Annotated in this window: 19 protein-coding genes; 10 read left to right on the top strand and 9 right to left on the bottom strand. The window is 47.5% G+C overall.

The features are described from left to right. Positions 1-30: 30 nt before the first annotated feature. Complete coding sequence (gene grpE, locus CWE15_RS01230) at positions 31-657, bottom strand: nucleotide exchange factor GrpE (RefSeq protein WP_126756239.1); 627 nt, start codon at positions 655-657, stop codon at positions 31-33. A gap of 159 nt (positions 658-816) precedes the next feature. Here grpE and nadK point away from each other — a divergent pair, with 159 nt between their 5' ends. The 4 genes from nadK (at position 817) to CWE15_RS01210 (ending at position 6,748) form a co-directional block, all read left to right on the top strand. Next, positions 817-1,728 carry an NAD(+) kinase gene (nadK, locus tag CWE15_RS01225; protein ID WP_241971824.1) on the top strand — a complete coding sequence of 304 codons (912 nt, stop codon included), beginning with the start codon at positions 817-819 and terminating at the stop codon, positions 1,726-1,728. A gap of 77 nt (positions 1,729-1,805) precedes the next feature. Next, positions 1,806-3,470 carry a DNA repair protein RecN gene (gene recN / locus CWE15_RS01220; RefSeq protein ID WP_126756238.1) on the top strand — a complete coding sequence of 555 codons (1,665 nt, stop codon included), beginning with the start codon at positions 1,806-1,808 and terminating at the stop codon, positions 3,468-3,470. 116 nt (positions 3,471-3,586) lie between these two features. Then, on the top strand, positions 3,587-3,934 hold the full coding sequence (locus CWE15_RS01215; RefSeq protein ID WP_126756237.1) for an outer membrane protein assembly factor BamE: 348 nt from the start codon (positions 3,587-3,589) through the stop codon (positions 3,932-3,934). A 57-nt stretch (positions 3,935-3,991) separates the two neighbouring features. Continuing rightward, on the top strand, positions 3,992-6,748 hold the full coding sequence (locus CWE15_RS01210) for an insulinase family protein (RefSeq protein WP_126756236.1): 2,757 nt from the start codon (positions 3,992-3,994) through the stop codon (positions 6,746-6,748). 53 nt (positions 6,749-6,801) lie between these two features. On the opposite strand, the gene fadJ is transcribed toward CWE15_RS01210, so the two are convergent. Together fadJ and fadI are read right to left on the bottom strand one after the other, a co-directional pair. Further along, a complete protein-coding gene (gene fadJ, locus CWE15_RS01205) occupies positions 6,802-8,925 on the bottom strand; it encodes a fatty acid oxidation complex subunit alpha FadJ (protein WP_126756235.1) in 2,124 nt (707 codons plus the stop codon). Continuing rightward, positions 8,925-10,238, bottom strand: a complete 1,314-nt coding sequence (gene fadI, locus CWE15_RS01200) for an acetyl-CoA C-acyltransferase FadI (protein ID WP_126756234.1) — start codon at positions 10,236-10,238, stop codon at positions 8,925-8,927. Before fadI ends, fadJ begins: the two co-directional genes overlap by 1 nt. Before the next feature lie 211 nt (positions 10,239-10,449). Between fadI and CWE15_RS01195 the strand changes: the two genes are divergently transcribed. The 6 genes from CWE15_RS01195 to CWE15_RS01170 are packed head-to-tail and all read left to right on the top strand — an operon-like array spanning position 10,450 to position 17,440. Next, entirely contained in the window at positions 10,450-11,409 is a 960-nt protein-coding gene (locus tag CWE15_RS01195) for an AAA family ATPase (protein WP_126756233.1), read from the top strand. Beyond that, complete coding sequence (locus CWE15_RS01190) at positions 11,409-12,377, top strand: DUF58 domain-containing protein (protein WP_126756232.1); 969 nt, start codon at positions 11,409-11,411, stop codon at positions 12,375-12,377. Before CWE15_RS01195 ends, CWE15_RS01190 begins: the two co-directional genes overlap by 1 nt. A 4-nt stretch (positions 12,378-12,381) precedes the next feature. Next, complete coding sequence (locus CWE15_RS01185; protein WP_126756231.1) at positions 12,382-12,861, top strand: DUF4381 domain-containing protein; 480 nt, start codon at positions 12,382-12,384, stop codon at positions 12,859-12,861. Beyond that, on the top strand, positions 12,854-13,861 hold the full coding sequence (locus CWE15_RS01180) for a VWA domain-containing protein (RefSeq protein WP_126756230.1): 1,008 nt from the start codon (positions 12,854-12,856) through the stop codon (positions 13,859-13,861). Before CWE15_RS01185 ends, CWE15_RS01180 begins: the two co-directional genes overlap by 8 nt. After that, positions 13,861-15,708, top strand: a complete 1,848-nt coding sequence (locus CWE15_RS01175) for a vWA domain-containing protein (protein ID WP_126756229.1) — start codon at positions 13,861-13,863, stop codon at positions 15,706-15,708. The genes CWE15_RS01180 and CWE15_RS01175 overlap by 1 nt, the downstream gene beginning before the upstream one ends. Positions 15,709-15,727: 19 nt before the next feature. After that, on the top strand, positions 15,728-17,440 hold the full coding sequence (locus CWE15_RS01170) for a BatD family protein (protein WP_126756228.1): 1,713 nt from the start codon (positions 15,728-15,730) through the stop codon (positions 17,438-17,440). A 71-nt stretch (positions 17,441-17,511) separates the two neighbouring features. On the opposite strand, the gene CWE15_RS01165 is transcribed toward CWE15_RS01170, so the two are convergent. The 6 genes from CWE15_RS01165 to tig all read right to left on the bottom strand — a co-directional run bounded on the left by CWE15_RS01165 (position 17,512) and on the right by tig (position 25,875). Further along, positions 17,512-19,380: a SurA N-terminal domain-containing protein gene (locus CWE15_RS01165; protein ID WP_126756227.1), complete on the bottom strand. Its 1,869-nt coding sequence runs from the start codon at positions 19,378-19,380 to the stop codon at positions 17,512-17,514. A gap of 181 nt (positions 19,381-19,561) precedes the next feature. Continuing rightward, the gene (locus tag CWE15_RS01160) at positions 19,562-19,852 is read right to left on the bottom strand and encodes an HU family DNA-binding protein (RefSeq protein ID WP_126756832.1); all 291 of its coding nucleotides are present in this window, start codon (positions 19,850-19,852) and stop codon (positions 19,562-19,564) included. A 260-nt stretch (positions 19,853-20,112) separates the two neighbouring features. Beyond that, positions 20,113-22,446, bottom strand: coding sequence for an endopeptidase La (gene lon, locus CWE15_RS01155; RefSeq protein ID WP_126756226.1), 2,334 nt, complete (start codon positions 22,444-22,446; stop codon positions 20,113-20,115). A gap of 118 nt (positions 22,447-22,564) precedes the next feature. Beyond that, positions 22,565-23,839, bottom strand: a complete 1,275-nt coding sequence (gene clpX / locus CWE15_RS01150; RefSeq protein WP_126756225.1) for an ATP-dependent protease ATP-binding subunit ClpX — start codon at positions 23,837-23,839, stop codon at positions 22,565-22,567. Between the two features lie 21 nt (positions 23,840-23,860). Continuing rightward, positions 23,861-24,487, bottom strand: a complete 627-nt coding sequence (clpP, locus tag CWE15_RS01145) for an ATP-dependent Clp endopeptidase proteolytic subunit ClpP (protein ID WP_126756224.1) — start codon at positions 24,485-24,487, stop codon at positions 23,861-23,863. Positions 24,488-24,570: 83 nt separating this feature from the next. Next, the gene (tig, locus tag CWE15_RS01140; RefSeq protein ID WP_126756223.1) at positions 24,571-25,875 is read right to left on the bottom strand and encodes a trigger factor; all 1,305 of its coding nucleotides are present in this window, start codon (positions 25,873-25,875) and stop codon (positions 24,571-24,573) included. Positions 25,876-26,132 lie beyond the last annotated feature (257 nt).

Here is a 26,132-nt window from a genome sequence, read left to right as displayed (position 1 = left end):
TAATTTTTTCAATAGTAAAAGCGGAATTTTTTACGCTTTTGTATCAACACCTTCAGTCGGCGCACGCGACACCATCACCATAGCCGGGCGCAGTAAGCGGCCTTTTAGCAAGTACCCTTTTTGCATGACATGCAATACGGTATTTGGTGGTACTTCAGTATTTTCTTGCATGCTCATGGCTTGGTGAAGTTGTGGGTCAAAAGGAGCGCCTTCAGGGTTCACAGCTTCAATACCAAACTTAGTGGTCGTATTGATAAAGCCTTTATAGGTAATTTCAACCCCTTCAGCTAAGGCTTTCACCGCTTCATCTTCTGGGTCAATAGCCTGAATTGCACGTTCCAGGTTGTCTATTACCTCTAATAACTCTCCGGCAAACTTCTCTAATGCAAAGTTGCTTGCCTTTTCCACTTCTTGCGCTGATCGGCGGCGCACGTTTTCTGCTTCAGCAGCAATCCGCAATGCTTTGTCTTTTTGCGCATTTACTTCTTCTTGCGCTGCAGCTAACGCAGCTTCAAGTTCAGCAATACGCACTTCAGGGTCTGCTTGCTCCGATTCCTGATTCGTTTCTGCTGCTGGCGTTTCATTCACTTCAACTTGCTCTTCAGTTGTGCGTTCGATGTCTGCGTTTTCCGACTCAGGTTGTGCAGGATTACTCATGCCTTGGCTCCATAATTAAACAAAATGTACGCTAAATCTGTCATTTCATACTACATGGGGGCTATTCCTTTCTTTTCAACTAAAATTAATCTTCTTTCTGTTGAAATTGTCACTTATAGTGCATAGCGTTACATACCTTACGGTTGATATGGGAAAATCATGAGCAGCAAAGCCCTTAGTATGACGCAGGCAAGTCATTCTGAATTCAAAACAATTGGCTTATTAGGTGTGCCTCTTTCAGACGGTGCCCAGCAAACCTTCCAAGACTTATGCGAAGCCTTGGGGAACGCAGGTTATCACTTGCTGGTCGATGAACGCACATACAACCAATATCAATTACCTCATGTTCAATCAGCAACTATCTATGAAATTGGTGAACAAGCAGCGTTGGCTATTGTTGTGGGTGGCGACGGAAACATGCTAGGCGCAGCTCGCATTCTAAGCCAGTACGACATTGGGGTCATTGGGGTGAACCGTGGCAATTTAGGCTTTTTAACAGACCTGCCACCCGAACAAGCGGTACCTATGTTAAGTGACGTGTTAGCTGGTCAGTACAGTACTGAACTCCGCTTCTTACTCCATGCAGAAGTACAACAGGAAAATGCACCCGCCACAGCCAGTAATGCCATGAATGAAGTGGTCCTGCATTCAGACAAAGTTGCCCACATGATAGAGTTTGAAGTGTTTGTGGACCACCAATTTGTTTTCAGTCAGCGTTCTGACGGTCTCATTATTGCCACGCCTACGGGCTCAACCGCCTACTCGCTTTCAGCAGGAGGGAGCATTTTGCACCCGGGGCTGGCGGCAATTAATGTTATTCCTATGTTCCCCCACACATTAAGTAGCCGTCCATTAGTGGTGCCTGCAGAAAGCAATATTAGTTTGCGTGTCGCTCCAACCAGCGAGCCTCTGCACATTAGCTGCGACGGGCATAACACCCTACCTGTGCCCTTGCACTCCACAATAAATATACGTCGGCAAGAGCAGCATTTACGCTTAATTCACCCATTAAACTATAACTATTACAAGGTGTTACGAAACAAGTTAAGTTGGGGTAGCCGACTCTTTTGAGTTTTTTTTAAACAAAACCTTGCAGTACTGGTTTTATACTGTATATTTACTGTATAAACAACCAGTACGAGGTGGCTATGTTAACTCAATTATCTGTCCGAAACTTCGCGATTGTTGATGACCTAACCGTCGACTTTGAACACGGCATGAGCGCTATAACCGGAGAAACTGGCGCGGGGAAGTCCATTGCGCTAGACGCCTTAAGTCTTTGTCTAGGGGCTCGTAGTGAAGCTGGCTATGTTCGCAATGGGGCTGACAAAGCTGAAATTTGTGCCAGCTTTCATGTTGAAGCCTTGCCCAGGGTTCAAGCCTGGCTGGAAGAACGAGAACTTGATGCTGAGGGCGAGTGCCACCTCCGTCGCACTATCACTGCTGAGGGCCGCTCCAAAGCTTACATTAACGGAGCACCTGCTCCGATAGCACTACTGAAAGAAGTCGGTAGCTATTTAGTGTGCCTTCATGGCCAACACGATCACCACCAGCTCATGAAGCCTGAGCATCAAATAAAACTACTGGACCAATACGCGAATCACCCTCAATTACAAACCAGTGTGGAAGAAGCTTGGCATACATGGAATGACTTACAGAAAGAGCAGCGTCAGCTACGACAAGCTGCTGAGCAAAACCTTGCTCGCAAGCAGCTGTTGGAATACCAAGTGAATGAGCTTGATGAGTTTTCTTTGCAACCTGGTGAATACGAGCAGCTTGAAATTGAGCATAAACGTTTAGCTAATACCACCTCCTTACAGGACGACGCACTCTTTGCGCTAAATTCTTTATTCGATGGTGAACACAATAATGCGTACAGCTTATTAGAAAGCGTAAACACCCGCTTAAGAGGCCACCAAGCATTAGATGCCCGGCTTTCTCCTATGGTTACGCTGCTAACTGAAGCCAGCGTTCAAATAGAAGAGGCCGTGCGCGAGCTTCGCCATTATCATGAAACCCTAGAAGCAGACCCCTTGGCTTTTGAAGAAGCCGACCAACGCATAAGTGAAGCATTGCAGTTAGCCCGCAAACACAAAGTACAGCCCGAGCAGTTGCCCGAACTCCACCAGGAACTAAAAGACGAATTGGCGAATATTAGTGCTTCTTCTGAGCGCTTAGAGCGAATAGCAGAAGAAATAAGCAAAGCGGAGTCGCGTTTTCTATCTGCTGCTAAAAAGTTGAGTGCTTCCCGTAGCAAGGCTGCAAAGACACTCGATCGCCAAGTGGTGGAGGTCATGCAGCAGCTAAACATGCCCGACGGCTTGTTTGTGACAGCTGTACGCCAACTACCATTACAAGAAGCAAGTCGAAACGGTATTGACGTAGTATGTTTTGAAGTTTCAGTCAACGCAGGGCAAAAACCACAGCCACTGCAAAAAGTAGCATCTGGCGGTGAGCTATCTCGTATTGGCTTAGCCATACAAGTGCTCACTGCAGAGCAAGACGGTTTGCCAACCCTTATTTTCGATGAGGTGGATGTTGGTGTAAGTGGCCCAACGGCCTCTACTGTCGGGCGACTTATGCGTCGCTTGGGCGAGTCGAACCAAGTCATTTGTGTCACTCACCTGCCACAAGTGGCAGCTCGGGCACATCATCAAATACAAGTGCAAAAGACCACCAAAAGCGGTGTAACTTACACGTCCATGCAAGCTCTCAGCGAAAAAGAACGAGTCAATGCACTGGCGCGCCTACTCGGTGGTGACACTATCACCCCAAATACACGAGCTAATGCTGAAGAACTTCTTGCCGGCTAAGGCATTTAATTGAACTTAATCGCGAGAAAAGCACCAAAAGTCTGGTTTCCTGGCTAGCAGGAGGCCAGGCTTTTAAGCTATGATTTGATTAATTCATTATTTGGGCGGTTTTCTTCATGAGACTCATTGGTATTTTAGTATTAACATTGGCCTTAACGGCTTGCTCAGCTTTTAGCTCCTTGGTGTATCGTATTGACATACCGCAGGGTAACTACATTGAGCAAAAGGACGTCGACAAACTTCGAATTGGTATGACCCAAGAACAAGTGGAGTACGTTCTGGGTACCCCTGTAGCCGATAACGCCTTTCGGGGCGATGTTTGGCACTATGTGTACCGTCTAAAGCCTGGGCGCGGAGACATTGTTACCCGAGAGTTGGTTATTTATTTTAATAACCAAAAGGTGCAACGCCTAGAAGGCGACTTCGACATTCCTGAGGAGTTTTACACGCCCCTCGACGCTTAACGTGTATGGGTGGGCACTCTCAACAAATATTCCAGACTAAAGCTAAGGAGGCAGTGCATGAAGTATCCTTTTTCAGCGCTGCCTGAACAGCCTGAATCAAGCCCTCAAGATCATCGCCAGTATCAGCTTATACGGCTTGCTAATGGCCTGACTACTCTGCTTGTCCATATCCCCGATGCTCAACAGGCCGCAGCCTCTGTAGCTGTGAACGCAGGCCACTTTCAAGACCCTGAAGATACTCCGGGACTGACTCACTTTCTCGAACATATGCTGTTTTTAGGCAGCGAGCCCTATCCAGAAGCAGCGTCATACTCAGACTTTATTAGTTTTGCAGGTGGTCATCACAATGCTTGGACCGGCACAGAACACAGTAACTATTACTTAGAGCTGCCTTTACAGCATTTTGCAGAGGGCCTTAAACGCTTTAGCTCCCTACTTTCTACTCCTTTGTTCAATGAACAATGGGTTAATAAAGAGCGCCAAGCCATTGAGTCCGAGTATCGTTTAAAGTTAAAAGATGAGTTGCGCCGCTTATACGATGTACACAAAGAAACCAGCAATCATGCTCACCCCTTTTCACGCTTCTCCGTTGGCTCTGAAAAAACTTTAGTCGACTCCAGCGACGCCAGCTTGCTAGATAAACTTAAAGACGTATTTAACGGCTATTACCATGCGGGCAACATGGCCTTAACCCTTGTTGGCCCCCAGTCCTTAGACGAGCTAGCTGAGCTTGCAGCGGAACATTTCCAAACCATTGCTCCTGCCAAACAGCAAACTGAACCTCCTCAGGTTCCTTTGTACACTGAGGAGCAGCTTGGCACTTGGATTTACATTAAGCCGTTGAAGCAGGCGAACCGTTTGCTTATTACCTTTGCCTTGCCCGAAATTAACAGTGACTACTTGCATAAAACCACTAGTTTTATCGCTCATTTATTTGGCTATGAGGGCCCACATTCACTGTTTTCAATGTTAAGAAGTAAAGGCTGGGTTACCAGCTTGTCGGCGGGTGGGGGTGCAAGCGGTAGTAACTTTAAAGACTTCACAATTAATATTCATCTGACCGAGTTAGGTCGTGAGCACTTAACCAGCGTTATTCAATCGTGTTTCCGGTATGTAAGGCTGGTGCGAGACGAAGGACTTGTTGACGCATTGTATGCAGAGCGCAGACAAATGGTGGAACTTGCTTACTTATTCCCTGAAACCATGCGTCCTGTTGATTTAGCTTCACAACTGTCGGTCAACATGCTGCATTACAAGCCTGAGCATGTGATTTCAGGTGACTTCCGTATGGATGCGTTGAACAAACCGTTTGCGCAAAAGCTACTCGCTCATATGACCCCAGAAAACAGTCGAATAACGGTCATTCACCCGGACGTGCCGACCAACAAAGTGTCTCGTTGGTATGCAGCAGACTACGCCATAAAAGCTTTTACTGAAGAAGAAGTTGCTGCATTCACAGCACCATTCCCCATGAGCACTGACACGCAAGGTGAGCCACTGCCTTTTGCTATTCCCGGGAGCAACCCGTTTATTCCAAAGCGTACTCAACCGCATCCCCTAGACCAAACATCAACAGGCATTGAGCGCATTCCTCGTCAAACCCAAATAAGTCCAGCGTTAGAGTTGTGGCACTTGCAAGACCCTGACTTCCGCGTGCCGAAAGGTCATATTTACTTAATGCTACGCATGCCTTTTGCTAATTCAAGTGCACGAAACTATGCCTGTAGCCAAATATGGTGTGAGCTTGGCTTAGAGCTACTCAATGAAGCCTTTTATGACGGGGAAGTGGCAGGAATGCATTTCAACCTGTATCCACAACAAGGCGGCATTACTCTGCATATAGCTGGTTTTTCCTGTCGGCAAGCACAACTTTTCAAAGCTTTAGTAAGTAAGCTTTCCGACTTTGAACCAAGCCCAACCATGTTTGCTGAAATTCGACAAGAGCTATACAACAACTGGTCTGAGGTTCACAAAAACAGCCCGGTAAACCATTTATTTGCCATGCTGCATCATCATTTGCAGCAAGGCTCCTTTACTGCCAAGCAAATGGCCGAAAGCCTTGAAGATGTTGACTATGAGCACTTCATTAATATTCTTCCTGGGCTTTTCCGTGACGCTCAAGCCACCATGCTGGTGCATGGTGACACGCCTTTTGCGGAAGCAAAAGCCATGGCCAAGCACGCTGCCTGTACCTTGCCTGTTACGGCAGAGCCAGAAACGCAAGCGACGCGTTATGTTCGCAGGCTCTCCCTTGGCATTAAGCAGGCTGACTTTCCGAGCAGCCACCCCGACCACGCTACAGCGTTTTTCCTGCAAGGTGAAAACACGACAGCCGAAGAAAAAGCGGTATTTTTGCTGTTCAATCATTTAGCCAACCCATTGTTCTTTAGTGAGCTACGCACCCGTCAACAGCTAGGCTACCTTGTTGGTAGTAGCTATGTTCCAATGTACGGACTGCCAGGCATTCTTTTTTATGTGCAGTCTCCAAACTACTCTCCAGAACATCTTGCAGAGCGCATTCAAGCTTTCTTAGCGACGTTTCTTGAACAAGTGCAACACCTTGAGCCAAACCAGTGGCAAGCGGCTCAACAGGCGGTTTCTCATCACCTGCGGGCAAGCGCACCCAGCCTGCGTATTCGGGCACAACGCTTATGGCAGTCTATTACTCACAATAAAAGTGAATTTGGACTTGCACTAGAGCTTGCCGACACCGTATGTTCGCTTCGCTTTGACACCTTCCTTCAACGTATGCAGCACCACTTACATGACAATATGGCCGCTATGGCTCTGTATACGGCACCAAGTAAGGCATAAAAAAACCGCCTGACAGACTCTGCTCAGGCGGTTCGTACATGCGTGTTTAAGAACTAGTAAAAGCTGCTTTCCTTCTCAGCCATTTCTTTTAATAAATCGCAAGGCTCAAAGCGGCTGCCTTCTTTTTCTGCATAACTTTCTAACCGTGCAACCAAGGTTTTAATGCCAAGGGTGTCCATATAACGGAACGGTCCTCCTAAGAAAGGCGGGAAGCCAATGCCAAAAATAGCACCTATATCACCGTCTCGCGGCGACTGGATAATGTTTTCCTGTAAACACCAGGCTGCCTCGTTTAACATGGGCAACACACAGCGCTCAGCCATGTCATGGGTAGACATGCTCCCATTTGGTGACACGCCTAACAGTGAGTAGACAGATGTGTCCACTTCTTTTCCTTTCGCCTTACTGTCGTAACGGTAAAAGCCCTTCTTCGACTTCCGGCCTTTGCGACCGTCGTCTATTAATTTCTGAAAGGCTTCAGGGGCATCAAACCGTTCCCCTAGTTCATTACTTAAAATAGGCGCGACTTTACTGGCTACATCTATGCCTACCTCATCGAGCAAAGCAATAGGTCCCACTGGGAAGCCAAACTTCACTAATGCCTTGTCTAACGCTTCAATGGGCTCTCCAGCGAGCAGCAAGCGAGCAGCCTCATTCATATAAGGAGCTAAAATACGATTCACGTAAAAGCCAGCACCGTCAGCGACCACAATGGGGGTTTTACCTTGCCGTTTAGCAAACTCAACCGTGGTTGCAATTGTTTCAGGCGAAGTTTTAGCATGCGTAATAATTTCTGCTAGTGGCATTTTCTCCACAGGTGAAAAGTAGTGTAAACCTATCACCTGCTCTGGCCGTTTCGCTTTCGCAGCAATCTGTGTGATCGGCAACGACGAAGTATTCGTAGCGAAAATAGTATGCTCTGCGCCATGTGTTTCCACGTCTGCTACCATTTGTTGTTTTAGCTCTAAGTCTTCAAATACCGCTTCAACCACAATATCTGCGTCTTTAAAGCCTGAATAGTCCAACGTACCGGTCAGCATGAGAATTTGCTTTTCAAACTCAGCCTTTGTCAAATGTCTGCGCTTTAACCGAGGCGCCAACAGTTTATGATGATATGCCAGCGCGTTATTTACGCCATCATTGCTAATGTCTTTTAAGCGTACGGGTAACTTGGCTTTGTTAATTGTCACATGAGCAATACCACCACCCATCAAACCACCACCTAACACAGCAGCCTTTTTAATAAGCGCAGGTTGCACACCTTCAGCACCTGTTTCCCGTTTCATTTCTGTGGTAGCAAAAAATATGCCTCGTAATTGCTTCGACACAGAAGTCATGGCCAACTCACCAAATTGCTTTGCTTCATAAGCAAGTCCAGCTTCAAACCCTTGGGTCGCACCAATGCGTACCGTATCAATAATGCGGTCGATAGCCGGGTAGTTATTTAAGGCTTTCTTTTGGGCCTGTTCGCGGGCCTTGCTAAACAAAACACTTTTCAGAGGACCTTCAAGAACTTTCCCCATGGTGTTTAATTTTGCTTTGGGCGCTGTTGGCTTGCCTTTCAAAGCAAGCTCCATCGCAGCTTCTAACAAAATACTTTGTGGTACCACTTCATTCACTAAGCCTAGCTTATACGCTTGCTTCGGGCGTAATTGCTTGCCTGTTAACATCATGGTGAGGCCTTGTTGAAGGCCTACTAAGCGTGGCAGGCGCTGCGTGCCACCCGAGCCAGGCAATAAACCTAGCTGCACTTCAGGTAAACCTAAAACCGTTTTCGGGGAGTCACTCACCACACGACCATGACAGGCTAAGGCTAACTCTAAACCACCGCCTAAAGCCGGTCCGTGTATGGCAGCGATAACTGGAATGGGTAATGACTCCAGTTCATTAAATAGCGCTTGCCCTTGGCGAGCTAGGCTTTCCGCATCGGCGGCCGTACGGCAGTCATTGATCATCCGTATATCGGCACCGGCAACAAACGAAGTTGGCTTCCCACTAATAAACACCAAGCCTTTCAACTCGCTGTTCGCTTTAATGGTTTCAAGCAACTCGGTTACTTCGTCTGCGAAGCTGGCTTTTAAGGTATTCATGCTTTCGCCTGGTACGTCAATGGTAATGACACCTATGCCATTCTCTTGCACCTCAAGCGTAAATGCATTTTGCTTTGCTTCTGTCATTATTCTGTCTCCAATATTACCGCTGCACCTAATCCGCCTGCTGCACATGCGGTTGTTAAGCCAATGCCACCACCACGGCGCTGTAACTCACGTAGCATTTGCGTCATCATGCGAGCTCCCGTTGCCGCAAACGGGTGACCATAGGCTATCGAGCTGCCTAACACATTGAATTTGTCTGGGTCGATTTCCCCAATAGCTTCACTTCGGCCTAGCTTTTCTTCCGCAAATGTTTTGCTACCAAACATTTTCACGTTGGCTAAAGTTTGTGCAGCAAACGCTTCGTGCATATCGATCAAGTCAAGATCCGAAAGCTTCAAGCCCGCCTTATCCAAGGCCTTAGGTGTTGCGTAAGAAGGTCCCATCAACATGTCTTCATGCACATCGATAGCAGCAAAGGCATAACTCCGAATATAGCCCAGTGGGGTATAGCCTAACGCTTTAGCACGACTTTCAGTCATCATTAACACCGCAGCGGCACCGTCAGTGAGTGGCGTGGCGTTTGCCGCTGTAACAGAGCCGTGCTTACGGTCAAAGACAGGCTTTAACTTACTGTAACTGGCCAACTCTGAATTCCCTCGCACGTTATTATCACGCTCGAAATACTCTTTATAAGGGGCTAGGTAAGCGGTCATTACTTCATCAGCTAAATAACCTTTTTCCCATGCGTCGTGCGCTTTTAAGTGTGAGTTATGGGCTAATTCATCTTGCGCTGCGCGTGAAATATTGTGGCTTTTAGCCATCTGCTCGGCTGTTTGCCCCATACTCAAACCTGTTGAGTACTCTGCCACCGCCGGTGGTACAGGAAGCAAGTCCTTTAGGCGTAAGCGTTTAAAAATAGCGAGCCGCTGGCCAAGGCTACGGGCTTTATTTAAATCGACTAAAGCACGGGCGAGCTTTTTCGACACGCCAATAGGAAGCACTGAACTTGAGTCAGCACCGCCCGCAATTCCTACATCTATTTGCCCTGCTATCATCGACTCGGCAATATTGACAGCCGACTGAAAGCTTGTGGCACAGGCACGGCTTACGCTATAGGCGTCCGTATGTACAGGCAAACTGGTGCCTAGTACAATTTCGCGAGCAATATTCGGCGCTTCAGGCATTTGTACTACCTGCCCAAACACCAACTGCTGCACTAGCTCGGGGTCAAGGTCATTGCGCTGAATTAATTCTTGAACAACCATTTTCCCCATATCAAGAGCGGACACGCCATGAAAAAAAGTTGCTTGTTTTGCAAAGGGCGTTCGCAAACCCGCTACAATAGCGATACGCTCGCCATTCGGTGTTTGCACACGCTGCTGTGGTGTTGACATAATCTTCCCCTCTTGTTTGCTGGTCTGACCACAAATGTTTACCTGATTCTAGCATGTATCAGCCTGAATGAAAGCTTGGAAATATTATGGTGAAGCCCTATATATACACACGGCCCCTATAAATAAGCTGAGGTAGCCTGCATCAATTCGTGAACCAAACACGTACACTAAGGTCTAGTAACAAAACTTAATAATAAGGAGCTGCAAACCTATGAGTCCTGCTGACCAATTTGGGCAATTACGAACCCATTTAGAAGGCCAAGTAATAGGCCAACCCGAACTCATTGAGCATTTACTCATTGCGATTCTTGCAGACGGCCACCTACTTGTTGAAGGGCCGCCTGGACTGGCTAAAACCCGTGCCGTACAAGCACTCGCTAATGGTATTGAAAGTGACTTTCATCGGGTCCAGTTCACCCCAGACTTATTACCAGCCGACTTAACAGGTACAGACATTTATCGCCCCGAAACGGGCGAGTTTCAGTTCCAACCCGGCCCCTTATTCCACAACCTAGTGCTGGCGGATGAAATTAACCGTGCACCTGCGAAGGTCCAGTCGGCACTTTTGGAAGCCATGGCCGAGCGTCAAATAACGGTAGGGAAAACCACCTACCCTTTGCCGCCCCTGTTTACTGTTATGGCCACCCAGAACCCCCTGGAGCAAGAAGGCACTTACCCTCTCCCAGAAGCACAGCTTGACCGTTTCTTAATGCATCTGAATGTTGATTACCCGAATGCAGAAACGGAGCAGAAAATTCTTCGCTTAAATCGCCAAGAGTCCGTGGCTGGCGACGGTGTGCCACTCACAAAGCTAAGCCAAGAGAAAATTTTCCAGGCTCGTAAAGAAGTCTTAAATGTGTATATGGATGAGGCCGTAGAAACTTATTTGGTGGCCCTCATTATTGCCACGCGCCAACCCCAGCATTACGACGCCGAACTTGCTCATTGGATTCAAGTGGGTGCTAGCCCACGAGCAACCATAGCCCTTGACCGCTGCGCTCGTGCGCGGGCGTGGTTAAATGGCAATAACTTTGTTTCGCCTACCGACGTACAAGCCATATTGCCACAGGTTTTACGTCATCGAATTATTTTAAGCTATGAAGCTGAAGCCGATGGTATTCAAAAAGATACCGTCATTGAACGTATTTTAGCACAGGTCCCTGCGGTGTAATGATGCAGCTCACACCTTCTTCCATTACCGCATGGTTGCAGAAATGGCAAAGCAACGGAGTACGTGTAAACAGCCGTGAACTGCTGTATTACCGTCAAGCACCGTTACGCCCTCCTTTTCGCATGAATAAAGGTGTTTCTTCACAATTGGGCACGCTCAAAAGCGCTTGGCGCGGACGCGGCATGGAATTTGATGAGGTTCGTCACTACCAACCCGGCGACGATATTCGAAGCATTGACTGGCGTGTCACCGCACGCACAGGGAAAACCCATACTAAGTTGTTTCATGAAGAAAAAGAACGCCCCGTTTTTGTTTGCGTCGACTATAGCCATAGCATGCACTTTGGTAGCCAGCTTCTTTTTAAGTCGGTGTTTGCTGCCCATGTGGCTGCTGCCATCGGCTGGGGAGCCATTAAAAGTGGTGACCGTATTGGTGGGCTTATTTTCGACCAACAACAAGCGCGTGAGCTAAAGCCACTCGGTCGTCAACGTGGGGTGCTAAGCCTGATTCAACACTTAGTGACGTTATTTCCTGAAACAAGCACTGAACCCGCTTCCCAAAACTTGAATCAGCAACTCCAGCGTTTGCTTAAGTTAGCCCACCCTGGCTCTGATGTTTTTATTATCAGTGACTTTCGCCAGCTCAATAACGACAGTGTGGCCTTATTAAAGGGACTCAAACGGCATAGCAGTGTAACAGCCTTGCATGTCAGCGACCCTTTTGAACACGCTTTACCGCACGCCCCCATGCAGATCACAGCGCAAGATGGTACCACGCAGGTTCCCCTCCCCCTGCACAACAACGCGTTTTTGTCTGCTTATCGCGCCCACAGCCAATCAGAGCGGGAACAACAACAGGCGCTATTCAAGCAAGCTGCAGTGCCGGTGCTCGGTTTAAGCGCGGCACTACCTTTACAACAGCAACTTTGGTACGGAAAAAGCCCGACTTCTATGCAGTCTAGAGGATAAGAATATGGACCCACTTGCCCAACTTCATGACATTGTTGAACTCGAGCAGGTTTCATACTGGCCCTTAGCTTGGGGGTGGTGGCTGCTCATAACCGGTATTATGGCCGCTGTTTTTCTGGCAAGTTATATGTTATTGCGCCGCCGGAAGGCCAGCGCAGTGCTTCGCCATCACCAGCGCACAATCCGCCACGCAGGCTCTGTTGCCGACATATCCTATGCATTAAAACAGGTCGTGCTTCATTATTTCCCAAGCCAGCACTTAAAAGCAGCCACAGGTTTGGTTTGGTTGTCACTCCTAAACCAACAATTACCAGCAAAGCGGCAATATAGCGAAACTCAGTTACAACGCATAGCAGACCATATGTATCAAGCAGACCATGCACAAGTATTTGCCGAGTACCATGCATTTGCCTGTGCTTGGTTACATTCTGCACCTATGCTTCGCAAGGGGAAGCTAGCAAATAAAGGAGGCGAGCATGTTTAGCTTTGCTTGGTCCTGGGTGTTGTTACTACTGCCTCTACCCTTGGTGCTACTGTTTGCTAAATCCTCGGGTGTAGACACGGCAAAACTGCACTTTCCTGGCAGTGCTAGCCGTGGGCTTACAGGTACGCAGGCCCCTTCCTTAAGTAACCTGCAGCGCTTACGCCAACTCTTTTTACCGTTTATTGTGTGGTGCTGCGTTGTTGTTGCAGCCGCTCAACCGCGCTGGCTGGGCGAACCCATTCCAACCCAACAACAAGCCCGTGAGATTCTTATTGCTATGGATTTATCGGGCAGTATGCGCCAGGAAGATATGCGCATGAACGGTCAGCCCGTGTCACGGCTATATGCAGCCCACCATATATTGGCCGACTTTATTCGTCGGCGCCAAGGCGACCGCATAGGGCTTATTATCTATGCCGACTCGGCCCATATGTATGTACCACTCACTTCTGACCTAGACACTGTTGCACGCTTAGCTGAAGAAGCAGAGCTTGGCTTAGTTGGCTCACAAACAGCCCTGGGAGACGCCATTGGCCTTGCTATCAAGTCTTTTATTACAAGTAACAGTGAACAACGGGTTATTTTAATGCTGACCGACGGCATGATAAACGCCGGCCGAATTGGCCCAGAAGAAGCCATTCTGCTTGCAAAAAACAATGATGTACGTATTCACACCATTGGGATAGGTGCCGATGAAATGGTGGTGCCAAGCTTGTTTGGGGAGCGCCGCATTAACCCCAGCCAAGAGCTGAACGAGCCCTTTTTAACCGAGGTAGCCCATGCCAGCGGTGGTGAATATTTCCGCGCACGTAATGTGCGAGAAATGGAACGCATTTATAGCCTCATTGACCAATTAGAGCCAGTACAGAGCGAGCAACAGCAGTTTCGACCACAGCGCAGCCTCGTCCACTGGCCACTTGGGCTAGGTTTACTTTGTGTGTTACTGCATGCTGGATTATTTTGGCTGAAGCAGCGCAGCCTACAAGGGAGGGCCTTATAATGGACGCTTTACACTTTCTGCGCCCTTGGTGGTTACTTACACTTCTACCTTTATTGGTTTTGCTACCCACTTGGCGCAAGCAATTAGCACGTAGCCATAGTTTGAAAGCCCTGGTCGCACCCCATTTATTGACAGTACTGACCGAGCCGGCAAAGCAGCACGGCAAGCATATTCTTTGGCTTGCTGCTAGCTGCTGGCTTATCGCCAGTCTTGCTGCAGCGGGACCAAGCTGGCTACGCGTGCAAGTGCCTACTTATAGTTTGGACTATGGTCGAGTAATCATCATGGATGCCAGTTTGAGCACACGCGCAAATGATGTAAGGCCGGACAGATTTGAACAGTTAAAATTTAAAGCACATGACTTACTCAGTCAGGTTGCAGACGGACAAACAGGTCTTATTGCCTATGCTGGTGATGCATTTGTTGTCTCCCCCTTAACCCAAGACCCTGACACCATTCTTCATATGTTGTCGGCTCTCAGTCCGGAAATTATGCCCGAACCAGGTAATCATCCGCTATTGGCCTTTCAACAAGCACAGCAACTGCTTGCTCAGGCGGGTTACCAGCGAGCTGACATTATTTGGCTTACAGGAGGTATTGACCGTGACCAAGCTGAGGAAGTAAAGCAGTTTATTCACCAACTGCCAGAAACTCAAAGCTATCGAGTGTCCGTCATCGCCGCTGGTAGTCAAGAAGGTGCTCCCGTGCGAACACAACAAGGTGAGTTACTCCGCGACCGACAAGGGCGTCTTGTTATTCCAAAACTGTACCCGGAGTACTTACAGCAAATCACCCGACTTACTGGAGGCCGTTACTTTCATGCTCAAGCGGACGACAGCGACATTCATAGCATTGTTCATCAGCTCCCTAAACAGACACAGGCACAGCAGGCTCAGTCCCCTGGAAACTACGACGAATGGCTCGACCTTGGGCCTTATTTTGCGTTATTGCTGCTCCCTTTGCTGTTTTGGCTAGGTCTTGATTTATTCGGATTTAAGCCCCGTTTTATCCAACGTAATACGGCGACTCAACTGCTAGTGCTTCCTGCCTTCGCCTGTTTAATAGCGTTCAGCTATGCGCCCTTTGCACAGGCCCAGGATCAAATAAAAGAGCCCTTTCTGGCATCAGCCTTTAAAAATAGTCAACAGCGCGCTCTAAGCCTCTATCAACAAGGCCACTACCATGCAGCTTCTAGTGCGAGCGCAAACCCCATGCTCACAGGCATGGCTTACTACCGCTCAGGAGACTACCAACAAGCAGCTTCCACCTTTGCTCAATTAACATCAGCGGAAGCAGACTTTAATCGCGGTAACAGTTTAGCGAAAGCGGGAGAGCTTGAGGCGGCTATTCAAGCATACCAGGACGCTCTTTCCAAACGCCCCGGTTGGTCTCAAGCAGAGGCGAACAAAGCCCTCGTTGAGCAGCTTCTGGACTCATCGAGTCAGCAACAACAAGGCGATACAGAACAAGCGTCAAGCGACCCTCAGCAAAGCCGTGAAGACGAGCCTGGACAAGAAAGCCAAGAACAGTCCACATCCAATTCTCAGCAGGAGCAACGTGAAGCTGACCAACGCGAGGCGGCACAAAACGAGGCTGAACCCAGTCAACCTTCGCAAACCGAGAACGAGCAAAACTCAGAACACGCTCCATCGCTAGAGCAAGAACAAGAGCAAGAAGAAAGCCAGCAGGCTGAAGGTGGTTTTCCTGCAGCTTGGGCTGATTTATCTGAAGAAGAGCGTGAACAGTTGCAGTCTTTACTGAAGCAACTAGACGATGACCCTGCGGCTCTCTTGCGAACTCGGCTGCTGCGCGAAGCTGAGCGCCGTCGTCTGCAACGCCACTACTAACTGAAAAGAGGACATTACCATGCCTTTGTTTAGGCTTTTTTATGCTGTTATTTGCCTTATAGGTCTGATCAGTCTGCCCGCTTTCGCAGCACTTCAGGTAGATGTGTCCGTTGATCGCAACCCGGTGATCATGAATGAGTCCTTTAATCTCATTATCACAGCGAACGAGGACCTACCAAACTGGGCCTTCGACACCTCTCCCTTACTAAAAGACTTTATTGTAGGTGCGACCGCCTCAGAAAAGTCCCATTCATTGGTGCAAGGGGTAATGACACAAACAACTCGTTGGCAAGTCCGTTTAACAGCTCAGTCACCGGGTACCTACACTATTCCTTCATTGAACATTCAAGGATACACAACAGAGCCGTTAGACATAGAGGTTATCCAAGCCACTATGTCTGCAAGTGGCGAACAGCGTCCATACTTTATTCAAGCAGAGCTTTCCAACGAACAGCCCTACGTGCGTGAGCAGCTTATGTATAAAGTAGAGTTGTATTTACAAAACAACACCGCATTAGACAGTGGCACCATCAACGCCCCAGAAGCAGCAAATGCGGACATACAAATGGTGACCCAAAACCGAGAGCGCCAAGAAATCATCAATGGCCAGAGGTATCGTGTAATAACCCAGGAGTATGCAATTACTCCTCAACGTAGCGGTGAGCTTGACATCAAAGGCGCAGTTTTTAATGGTATTTCACGTACTCGCAGCAGCCGAGGCCTTTTGGGATTTGGTCGACCAGAACAAGTGACTCTCCATACCCCCAGCATTCAGCTAGAGGTGAAGCCAAAGCCAGACAACTTCCCTGGTACTTGGTTTATTAGCGAGCAAGTGACTTTAGAAGAAACATGGGACACTGAACGCGCTGTTTTCCCTGTCGGTGAGCCTGTCACCCGCACGATTACCCTTACGGCTGCGAATGTTGCAGCAGAAAGCTTACCTGAGATAACGCTGCAGTGGCCTGAGTCACTTCGGACTTACCCAGAACGTCCGCAATTAACAAATGCTGTGAAGAACGGCATGCATGTTGCTCAGGCCCGCTATACGGTTGTCATTATCCCGTCACAAGCAGGAACAGTGACCTTGCCCGAAGTAAAGCTTCCTTGGTTTAACAGCCGAACCGAGTCCATAGAATATGCTGTACTTCCAGAGCGGGAGTTCTCTATAGTTTCGCCCCCTGCAGGACTTGCTTCACCTCAAGCGGTCCAACTTGAGGAAGACACAGGAGCAATAACTGAGCTCGTTCGTCCTGAAGAAAGCAGCGTTGTCGTCAGCCAGCCCACGCAGACACCCCCTTGGTTACCCATTGCATTTGCTGGCATGAGTCTATTGTGGCTGGTAACACTTTCCGTCTTAGTCGTGGCTCTACGAAAGCTAAAACGTGCCCGTGTAAGCGATGACATGCCCGCTCATACGGTACCAATACGTGCTCGCGATGCATTAAACCAGCTAAAACGAGCCTGTGACAAAAATGACAGCACCTTGGCAATACAGGCTCTTAACCAATGGCAAAAGGCGCGAGTAGGCTCTCATGGAAGCCTGAACAATCTAAAACAAGCCTTCCCCCACGACTCGCTACTCTTGGAGCAAATAAACCTACTTGAGAGCAGTCTATACAGTGCGCAGAAGCAACCCTGGCGACATGGTAAACAGCTATGGACAGCCATTGCGCACTTGCATAGCCGAGCACACCATGGCTCTGCAGCCACTGCAGGCTTATATCCCCGCTGATCCCGCTTTATTTATCGAGCCCATAAAAAAAGCCCTCTCACCTGAGAGGGCTTATGTTTAATAACCCGGTATTACAAGCGGCGAACTATCTTCGCCTTCGCTTTTAAGCTTTCCATCAAACCTGTGTAAGCTCGGTCCGTGAAGTCATTCGCTAAACGAGACTCAAATTGCTCGTTCATTTCAGCGTTCACTACCCCAGCGGACACGTCAGTCAGCTCTAGCACGGCAGCGTCACCATTACTAAGTGCCACAGCAGTTACCTGTGCTGACTCGGACTCTTTCGCAAACGGCATTTTAAAGAGTTGTTGGCGAACCGCGCCAGGTAATTCTGAACCAAAACGACCCGCCGCCTCAATATAGGCAAACTCCACATCCACTGGCTCGCCACTGCGCAAGCTTTGCGCTAATTGCTCAGCTTGTGCTAAAGCCATTTCTTGTGCTTTCTCAGCGGTCAATACTGACACAATTTGCTCACGCACTTCTGCTAATGGTCGTGTATGCGTTGGCTGGTATGAATGGTTGCGAACCACCAAAGAACGCTCATCAAGCTCTACAAGCTCACTATTCAACTCACGCTCCGTCACGTCTGGAGAAAATGCTTGTGCGAGTAAGGCTGCGTCATTAAATCCTTCTGGTGCATTTACCCGCGTGATAACAGGGCTCGTTTTTACCTCTAAACCAAGCTGTTCTGCGGCAATTTCCAAAGTGTCAGGCACTTCAAATGAAATACGCGCCAACTCTTGTTGCAGGCGGAAGTACTCTGTTTCACCAGCCACACGTCGCAGGTTTTCGCGAATATCATCGGCAACATCAGCAAAGCTTTGCTGAGTTCCAGGCTCAAGGTCGGTCAGCTGAATAATGTGAAAACCAAACTCAGAACGCACCACGTCCGATATATCGCCTGCTGCCGTTAACGCAAAACCTGCTTGCTCAACGTCGGGGTCGATGCTGCCTCGTTCAAGCACACCTAAACGACCACCGTCTTCGCCACTGAATGTGTCGTCTGAAAGTTCAGCCGCTAACTCTGCGAAGGACTCTCCCGCTTGCAGTCGTGCTAGTGCAGCTTCAGCGCGAGCACGTGCGGCTGCTTCATCGTCACCAAACTCAAACAGAATGTGGGCAATTCGGCGCTCTTCATTTGTGCTATAAGCATTCGGGTTGTTGTCGTAGTACTGACGCACTTCTTCGTCACTAACTGTTGCCTGTGCCATCACATCTTCATAGCGAAGCTCAATATACTTCAGTTGAATTTGCTCTGGTACTTCAAACCGTTCTGCATTGTCGTAGTACCAAGCTTCTATTTCTGCATCACTGAGTGTTACTTGCTCGGTAAACTGCTCGCCTGTCACAACAGCATAACGACCACTGCGGCGCTCATTCTGCAACTGTTGGAAACGGGTCACTTCATTTGGCAAGCTAAACTCTGAGCTCAACACGCCTTGAAGCATGAGCATGCGCACCATTTGTTCTTCCATATAGCCGATGAATTGTGCCGAGTTAAAGCCGAGCATCATTAATGTACGATTGTACACGTCGTTATTAAACTGACCATTCACTTGAAACTCAGGCATGGTACGAATGGTTCTTCGTAACGCCTCGGGCGACTGCTGCAGGCCAAGCTCTTGTGCAAACTGCACGGCTAGCTTTTCTTCAATCAGCTCTTCCAATACGCTTCTACGCAGCTGCTGCATGTAGGTGTCATCGCTCGCAAGCATAGCGAACATATCACCAAACTGCTCTTCCATACGACTACGCTGACTTTGGTAAGCACGGTCAAACTCTGCGCGTGAAATCTCTGTATCATTGACTTTCGCAACATAAACATCGGCATTGCCACCCAAATAGGCATTCACACCCGTCAACGCAAAAGCAATAATAATGACACTTAAAATAATTTTAACTATAGGCCCTTGTGAGCCTTCACGAATCTTCTCGAGCATAAAATGTCTCTTTATGGCTAACCACTAAACAATATTGTTTTCTAAGTATACCAACACAATGGTTGCGCTTCACTCAGAAAGAAGGAGGCAAAAGTATATCATAGAATCAATGCGGGTTATTTACCCTGTAATAACAACAAAGGCGCCAAACGGCGCCTTTGTAAACTAGATTAACAAATGCTTAGTTCACAGCATCTTTTAGCGCTTTACCAGCCTTGAATGCAGGTACTTTAGCAGCTGCGATTTGGATGGTTTCACCTGTTTGTGGGTTACGGCCTTGACGTGCGCTACGCTCGCGCACAGAGAAAGTACCAAAACCTACTAGAGCAACTTGATCATCATTCTTTAATGCTTCAGTTACCGCGTTAATCATTGAATCTAATGCGCGGCTCGCTGCGGCTTTAGATAGTTCTGCGTCTTCTGCGATTTTGTCAATAAGCTGAGACTTGTTCACAGTATCATCCCCTTCGATTGTTATTATGGAGTTCTTTAGCCCATTCACATTAATGGCTAACAAAGTTTATAACAAGCTTATAGCGTTAGTTCAAGAGCTCGGAATACAGTGTTTGTACATAATTCCCTTAAGAGCCTTGCCCTATATGGCTTTTCATAGCTTGCATAAGGCTATCACAGTAATCGCTGATGAAAAGCATTTTTCGTTAAAATTTAACACTTTTTTCCATTAAATTTTGGGGCGTTCCTTCACCCCAAATAAAAATACTTACTTATCAGCTACTTAAACGGGTTCTCTGCAAGGGACAATTCGAGCACTTCATCCACCCACTGGACCGCGTGAATGTCTAAATCTGCCTTAATATTGTCCGGAATCTCTTTTAGCTCACGTTTATTCTCTTTCGGAATGATCACCCGACGGATACCACCACGGTGTGCTGCTAGTAGTTTTTCTTTCAATCCTCCTATAGCAAGCACCTCGCCTCGAAGCGTAATTTCCCCCGTCATCGCCACATCCGCACGGACTGGTATTTCAGTTAAAGCCGACACTAAGGCTGTTACCATGCCAATACCTGCGCTTGGTCCATCCTTCGGTGTGGCTCCTTCTGGTACATGCACATGTATGTCTTTATTCTCATAAAACTTAGGGTCGATACCCAGCTTTTCAGCACGGCTACGCACCACAGTAAGCGCTGTGCTAATAGACTCTTTCATGACATCGCCAAGCGAACCTGTGCTCAGGTTTTTCCCTTTACCTGAAACTGTCGTTGCTTCTATGGTTAATAGGTCACCGCCAACTTGTGTCCAAGCTAAGCCATTGACCTGCCCCACTTGGTTGCTTTCTTCAGCGCGACCAAAGTCAAAGCGGCGTACCCCTAAAAAGTCTTCTAAGTCGTTTTCTGTAATGGTGATTTTCGTTAGCTTTTTGTCCAACAAAATACGGCGCACCGACTTACGACATAAGGTAGAAAGCTCTCGTTCAAGGTTACGCACTCCGGCTTCACGGGTGTAGTAACGAATAATACCAAGAATAGCGTCATCCGTGATGTCGATTTCTTTCGTTTTCAACCCATTTCGTTCAATCTGTTTATTCAACAAATGACGCTTTGCAATGTTTAGTTTTTCGTCTTCTGTGTAACCTGACAGACGAATGACTTCCATACGGTCTAATAAAGGAGCTGGAATATTCATGCTGTTCGAGGTGGCCACAAACATCACATCCGACAGGTCGTAGTCCACCTCTAAGTAGTGGTCATTGAAGGAATTGTTTTGTTCCGGATCAAGCACTTCTAGCAATGCTGATGCAGGATCTCCCCGCATATCCGACGCCATTTTGTCGATCTCGTCCAACAGGAACAATGGGTTGCGTACTTCTACTTTGGCCATTTGCTGCATTAATTTACCTGGCATAGAGCCAATGTAAGTGCGGCGATGCCCCCGTATTTCAGCTTCGTCACGAACCCCACCAAGGGCCATGCGAACATATTTCCGACCTGTAGCACGGGCAATAGAGCGCCCAAGAGAGGTTTTACCCACACCCGGTGGCCCCACTAAGCACAGAATAGGACCGCGTACTTTCTTACTCCGTTGCTGAACCGCAAGGTAATCAAGAATCCGCTCTTTAACTTTCTCTAAGCCGTAATGGTCTGCATTCAGAATTTCTTCCGCCTTGGCGAGGTCACGCTTAACTCGGCTGCGTTTATGCCAAGGAATATTTGTCATCCATTCAATGTAACTACGAACCACGGTGGCTTCTGCTGACATCGGCGACATCATGCGTAATTTTTGCAGTTCAGAGCGGGTTTTTTCTTCCGCTTCTTTAGGCATTTTGGCTTCGGTAATACGTTGGCCAAGTGCCTCAAACTCATCCACACCGTCTTCACCCTCGCCGAGTTCTTTTTGAATAGCTTTCATTTGCTCATTCAAATAGTACTCGCGCTGGCTTTTTTCCATTTGCTGCTTGACCCGGTTTCTAATTTTGCGCTCGATCTGCAAAATATCTATTTCGCCTTCCATCAAAGCAAGCAAATACTCTATGCGCTCACGCACATTCGTAAGCTCAAGCACTTGTTGTTTGTCGGCCAGCTTTAAGGGCATATGCGCAGCCATGGTGTCTGCTAATCTGTCAGCGTCATCAATACCAGACAAAGAAGTCAGTACTTCAGGTGCGATTTTTTTATTCAGTTTCACGTACCCTTCAAACTGATTCATCGCAGAGCGGCTCAGTACCTCTTCTTCTTTTTCTTCTAACCCTTCACTGTCAAGCATTTCAATGTCGGCCGTGAAATAGTCTTCGTCTTGTTTCCAGGCACTCACCTTCGCTCGCTGTGTCCCCTCAACCAGAACTTTCACTGTACCGTCAGGTAGTTTCAGCATTTGCAAAATAGTTGCGAGTGCACCGATTTCAAAAATATCGTCTTCTTCCGGCTCATCGATAGCAGCGTCTTTTTGCGCTACTAAAAATACTTGTTTGCCAGCTTCCATAGCTGCGTCAAGGCAGCGAATTGATTTTTCACGACCCACAAAAAGTGGGATCACCATATGTGGATAAACCACTACATCGCGTAGCGGCAATACAGGCATAGTTAAGCGTTCAACGCTCTTATCAGTCATCGCATTCCCCATGTGGAGCGTTCCAATTATTAAATGTTATGTATTAATATGAGGTTAAAGCTGCAAACTTCAATGGCAAGATAAAAAAAGGGGCCAATTTGGCCCCTTGACTGCTGATTTAACCGCCTGAGGCATGGGCATCATTGTTGCCGTATATAATAATAGGCTCTGACTCGCCACCTATTACGGTTTCGTCTATCACCACTTTGTTCACATTTTCCATGGACGGCAATTCATACATGGTCGTCAGTAGAACGTCTTCAACAATTGAACGTAAACCACGTGCGCCTGTTTTTCGCTCCATCGCTTTACGAGCAATGGCACGCAAAGCGTCTTCACGAAACTCTAGGCTAACGCCTTCCATGTCAAATAAAGCGCCATACTGCTTGGTTATCGCATTTTTTGGCTCTTGTAGTATTTGTAACAAAGCGTCTTCATCTAGCTCTGTCAAGCTTGCCACAACAGGTAAGCGACCAATAAACTCTGGTATAAGGCCAAATTTTATAAGGTCTTCTGGCTCTACTTTTGTCAGCATGTCTGGGGTTTCTTTTTCCTCCGCAGACTTCACTTGGGCTGAAAAGCCAATGCCTGTTCCTGTGGCTAAGCGCTGCTGAATAACCTTTTCTAAACCGGCAAAAGCACCACCGCAAATAAATAAAATTTTCGACGTATCTACCTGCACAAACTCTTGCTGGGGATGCTTACGGCCACCTTGCGGAGGAACAGAAGCCACCGTCCCTTCAATCAGCTTCAAGAGCGCTTGTTGCACCCCTTCACCCGACACATCTCGCGTAATAGAAGGGTTGTCCGACTTCCGAGAAATCTTGTCAATTTCATCAATGTAGACAATGCCACGCTCTGCTTTCGCCGGGTCGTAGTCGCACTTCTGCAATAGCTTTTGAATGATGTTTTCTACATCTTCCCCCACATAACCGGCTTCGGTGGGTGTGGTTGCATCCGCCATTGTAAAAGGTACATCTAAATAGCGGGCTAATGTTTCAGCCAGTAAGGTTTTACCGCTACCTGTTGGACCAATCAATAAGATATTGCTTTTACCAAGCTCAACGTCTTCGTGCTTTCCATCGTTATTCAACCGTTTATAATGGTTGTATACGGCAACCGACAAGACCTTTTTAGCCCAGTCTTGGCCTATAACATAGTCATCTAAGTGTGCACGAATGGCTTTCGGCGTTGTTTCTGCAACGGCACTGCTTTCTGATACAGCTTCTTTTAGCTCCTCATGTAAAATGTCGTTACACAAGTCAACACACTCATCGCAAATGAACACCGAAGGCCCTGCAATAAGCTTTTTTACCTCGTGCTGGTTTTTCCCACAGAAAGTGCAATACAATGTTTTGCCACCTTCTGCGCCACCACTCGTGTTATCAGTCATCTAATTCTCCAGCACTTTACGTTACTTTGTTTCTTTTAAATCTCGTTTACTTAATATGGAGTCAACTAATCCATATTCAACTGCGCGCTCTGCGCTCATGAAGTTATCGCGGTCTGTGTCCTTGGCGACAACGTCAATATCTTGTCCTGTATGCTCAGCAAGCATCTGGTTTAGACGCTCTTTGATATATAAAATTTCTTTTGCGTGAATTTCAATATCAGAGGCCTGGCCACGGAAACCACCCAGTGGCTGATGTATCATCACCCGAGAGTTTGGCAAGCAGAAACGTTTGCCCTTCGTGCCCCCTGCTAATAAAAAAGCACCCATGCTTGCGGCCTGACCAATACAGACAGTGGACACATCATTCCGAATAAACTGCATGGTGTCATAAATCGCAAGACCCGCAGTAACAGAGCCACCTGGCGAGTTAATATAAAGGTGAATATCTTTCTCTGGGTTCTCTGACTCTAAGAACAGCATTTGCGCAACAATTAAGTTGGCCATTTGCTCTTCAACAGGTCCCACCAAAAAGATAACACCCTCTTTTAAAAGGCGTGAATAAATATCGAAAGAACGTTCGCCTTTTGCGGTTTGCTCTACCACCATAGGGACTAAAGCGGCCATTGGGTCGAATGTAGAATCCTGCATTATTCCTTAACTCCTTAAACAAAAATGGCTCGAATGCGAACACTCGAGCCATTAAACCAATTCCTGACAATTTCAGCAAATGCTTATTGCGCAGGTGGGTTCATGATGTCGTCAAACGTAACTGTTTCAGTTGTCACTTGCGCTTTCTCAAGGACGAACTCAACCGCTTGCTCTTCCAGAGCCACATTACGAACCTGTTGCATTAGTTCTTGGTTGCTCTTGTAGTGTTCTACAACTTGCGCTGGGTCTTCATAAGCAGAAGCAACGTCTTGGATCAGTGTATCAACACGAGCGTCGTCTACTTTTAGCTCATTTGCACGAATAACTTCACCAAGTAATAAGCCTACCTTTACGCGCTCAATGGCTTGCTCATCAAACAGCTCTGCTGGTAGTTCAGGCATGTTTTTAGCGTCACCACCAAACCGTTGCATAGCCTGTTGACGAAGCACTTGAATTTCTTGCTCTTTCATTGCATTCGGAACAGGAATGTCTGGGTTCGCTGCAACTAAGCCGTCGAGCACTTGCTGTTTTACTTTGTTTTTAATGGCGTTGGCAAGTTCGCGTTCCATGTTTTTGCGAACTTCTGCTTTCAAAGCTTCAAGGCCACCGTCAGCAACACCGAACTGGCTTGCAAACTCGTCGTCTAGCTTAGGCAGGTCTGGCGCTTCTACTGACTTAATAACTAAGTCAAACTCAGCTGCCTTACCCTTTAGGTTTTCAGCATGGTACTCTTCAGGGAAAGTCACTTCGATGGTTTTCTCATCGCCAGCTTTTAACCCTTGAACGCCGTCTTCAAAACCCGGAATCATACGACCTGCACCCATTTCGAGGGAGAAGTCTTCTGCTTTACCACCATCAAAAGCTTCACCGTCTACACGGCCTAAGAAGTCCATCACAACACGGTCACCGTCTTTAGCGCCACGTTTAACTTCTTTCCATCCAGCGTGTTGCTTCTGCAAGGTCTCAAGCATTTTGTCAAGGTCTGCATCAGTTACTTCAGCTTCAGGCTTAGACACTTCAACTTTGTCTAAGTCTTTTAGCTCAATTTCTGGGTACACTTCGATGACAGCAACAAACTCAAAGTCTTTGCCTGGCTCGTCGGTTTTTGGCTCAAAACGCGGCGCTGCCGTTGGGTTGAGTTTTTCTTGCACCAACGCTTCAACGTAGTGGCGCTGCATTTGTTCCATAATAACGTCCTGGCGAATGCTCGGGCCAAAACGCTTTTCAACCATCGACAGGGGTACCTTACCAGGACGGAAACCATCCATACGCACGGTACGTGCTTGCTGGCTAATTTGCTTTTTTACTTCAGAGTCAATCTTATCAGCAGGGATAGAAATCGTAATGCGACGCTCTAGCCCTTCAGTTGTTTCAACAGAAACCTGCATTGCGTTGTTACCTCAGTATTTCGGTAGTAAATAAATATTAGTACGACGTTTTAGCCAAGCTAGTGTCGCTTCATATCAAGACTAAACTTAGCGAACGATCACAGGGCGGTTACCTTTGCGCTCTGTCGCGATGAAAAAAAATGACGTCGCATTATAGCGAGGCTACGCATCAGAGTCGACCCAGAAAATAAAATTCGTTTTAATTTAGTACTATCGTTCAGTTCAGAGATAAGTATACTCATAGAAAAGATAACTAT

The organism is Aliidiomarina taiwanensis, from assembly GCF_003987015.1.
In the GTDB taxonomy this organism is placed as follows: Bacteria; Pseudomonadota; Gammaproteobacteria; order Enterobacterales; family Alteromonadaceae; genus Aliidiomarina; species Aliidiomarina taiwanensis.
The sequence above is the reverse complement of the archived record's forward strand: the minus strand, read 5'-3'. Positions and strand labels throughout refer to the sequence as shown.

Coding starts and splice junctions, on each gene's coding strand:
- grpE (WP_126756239.1), bottom strand. CDS start 657: ATGAGTAATCCTGCACAACCTGAGTCGGAAAACGCAGACATCGAACGC.
- nadK (WP_241971824.1), top strand. CDS start 817: ATGAGCAGCAAAGCCCTTAGTATGACGCAGGCAAGTCATTCTGAATTC.
- recN (WP_126756238.1), top strand. CDS start 1,806: ATGTTAACTCAATTATCTGTCCGAAACTTCGCGATTGTTGATGACCTA.
- CWE15_RS01215 (WP_126756237.1), top strand. CDS start 3,587: ATGAGACTCATTGGTATTTTAGTATTAACATTGGCCTTAACGGCTTGC.
- CWE15_RS01210 (WP_126756236.1), top strand. CDS start 3,992: ATGAAGTATCCTTTTTCAGCGCTGCCTGAACAGCCTGAATCAAGCCCT.
- fadJ (WP_126756235.1), bottom strand. CDS start 8,925: ATGACAGAAGCAAAGCAAAATGCATTTACGCTTGAGGTGCAAGAGAAT.
- fadI (WP_126756234.1), bottom strand. CDS start 10,238: ATGTCAACACCACAGCAGCGTGTGCAAACACCGAATGGCGAGCGTATC.
- CWE15_RS01195 (WP_126756233.1), top strand. CDS start 10,450: ATGAGTCCTGCTGACCAATTTGGGCAATTACGAACCCATTTAGAAGGC.
- CWE15_RS01190 (WP_126756232.1), top strand. CDS start 11,409: ATGATGCAGCTCACACCTTCTTCCATTACCGCATGGTTGCAGAAATGG.
- CWE15_RS01185 (WP_126756231.1), top strand. CDS start 12,382: ATGGACCCACTTGCCCAACTTCATGACATTGTTGAACTCGAGCAGGTT.
- CWE15_RS01180 (WP_126756230.1), top strand. CDS start 12,854: ATGTTTAGCTTTGCTTGGTCCTGGGTGTTGTTACTACTGCCTCTACCC.
- CWE15_RS01175 (WP_126756229.1), top strand. CDS start 13,861: ATGGACGCTTTACACTTTCTGCGCCCTTGGTGGTTACTTACACTTCTA.
- CWE15_RS01170 (WP_126756228.1), top strand. CDS start 15,728: ATGCCTTTGTTTAGGCTTTTTTATGCTGTTATTTGCCTTATAGGTCTG.
- CWE15_RS01165 (WP_126756227.1), bottom strand. CDS start 19,380: ATGCTCGAGAAGATTCGTGAAGGCTCACAAGGGCCTATAGTTAAAATT.
- lon (WP_126756226.1), bottom strand. CDS start 22,446: ATGACTGATAAGAGCGTTGAACGCTTAACTATGCCTGTATTGCCGCTA.
- clpX (WP_126756225.1), bottom strand. CDS start 23,839: ATGACTGATAACACGAGTGGTGGCGCAGAAGGTGGCAAAACATTGTAT.
- clpP (WP_126756224.1), bottom strand. CDS start 24,487: ATGCAGGATTCTACATTCGACCCAATGGCCGCTTTAGTCCCTATGGTG.
- tig (WP_126756223.1), bottom strand. CDS start 25,875: ATGCAGGTTTCTGTTGAAACAACTGAAGGGCTAGAGCGTCGCATTACG.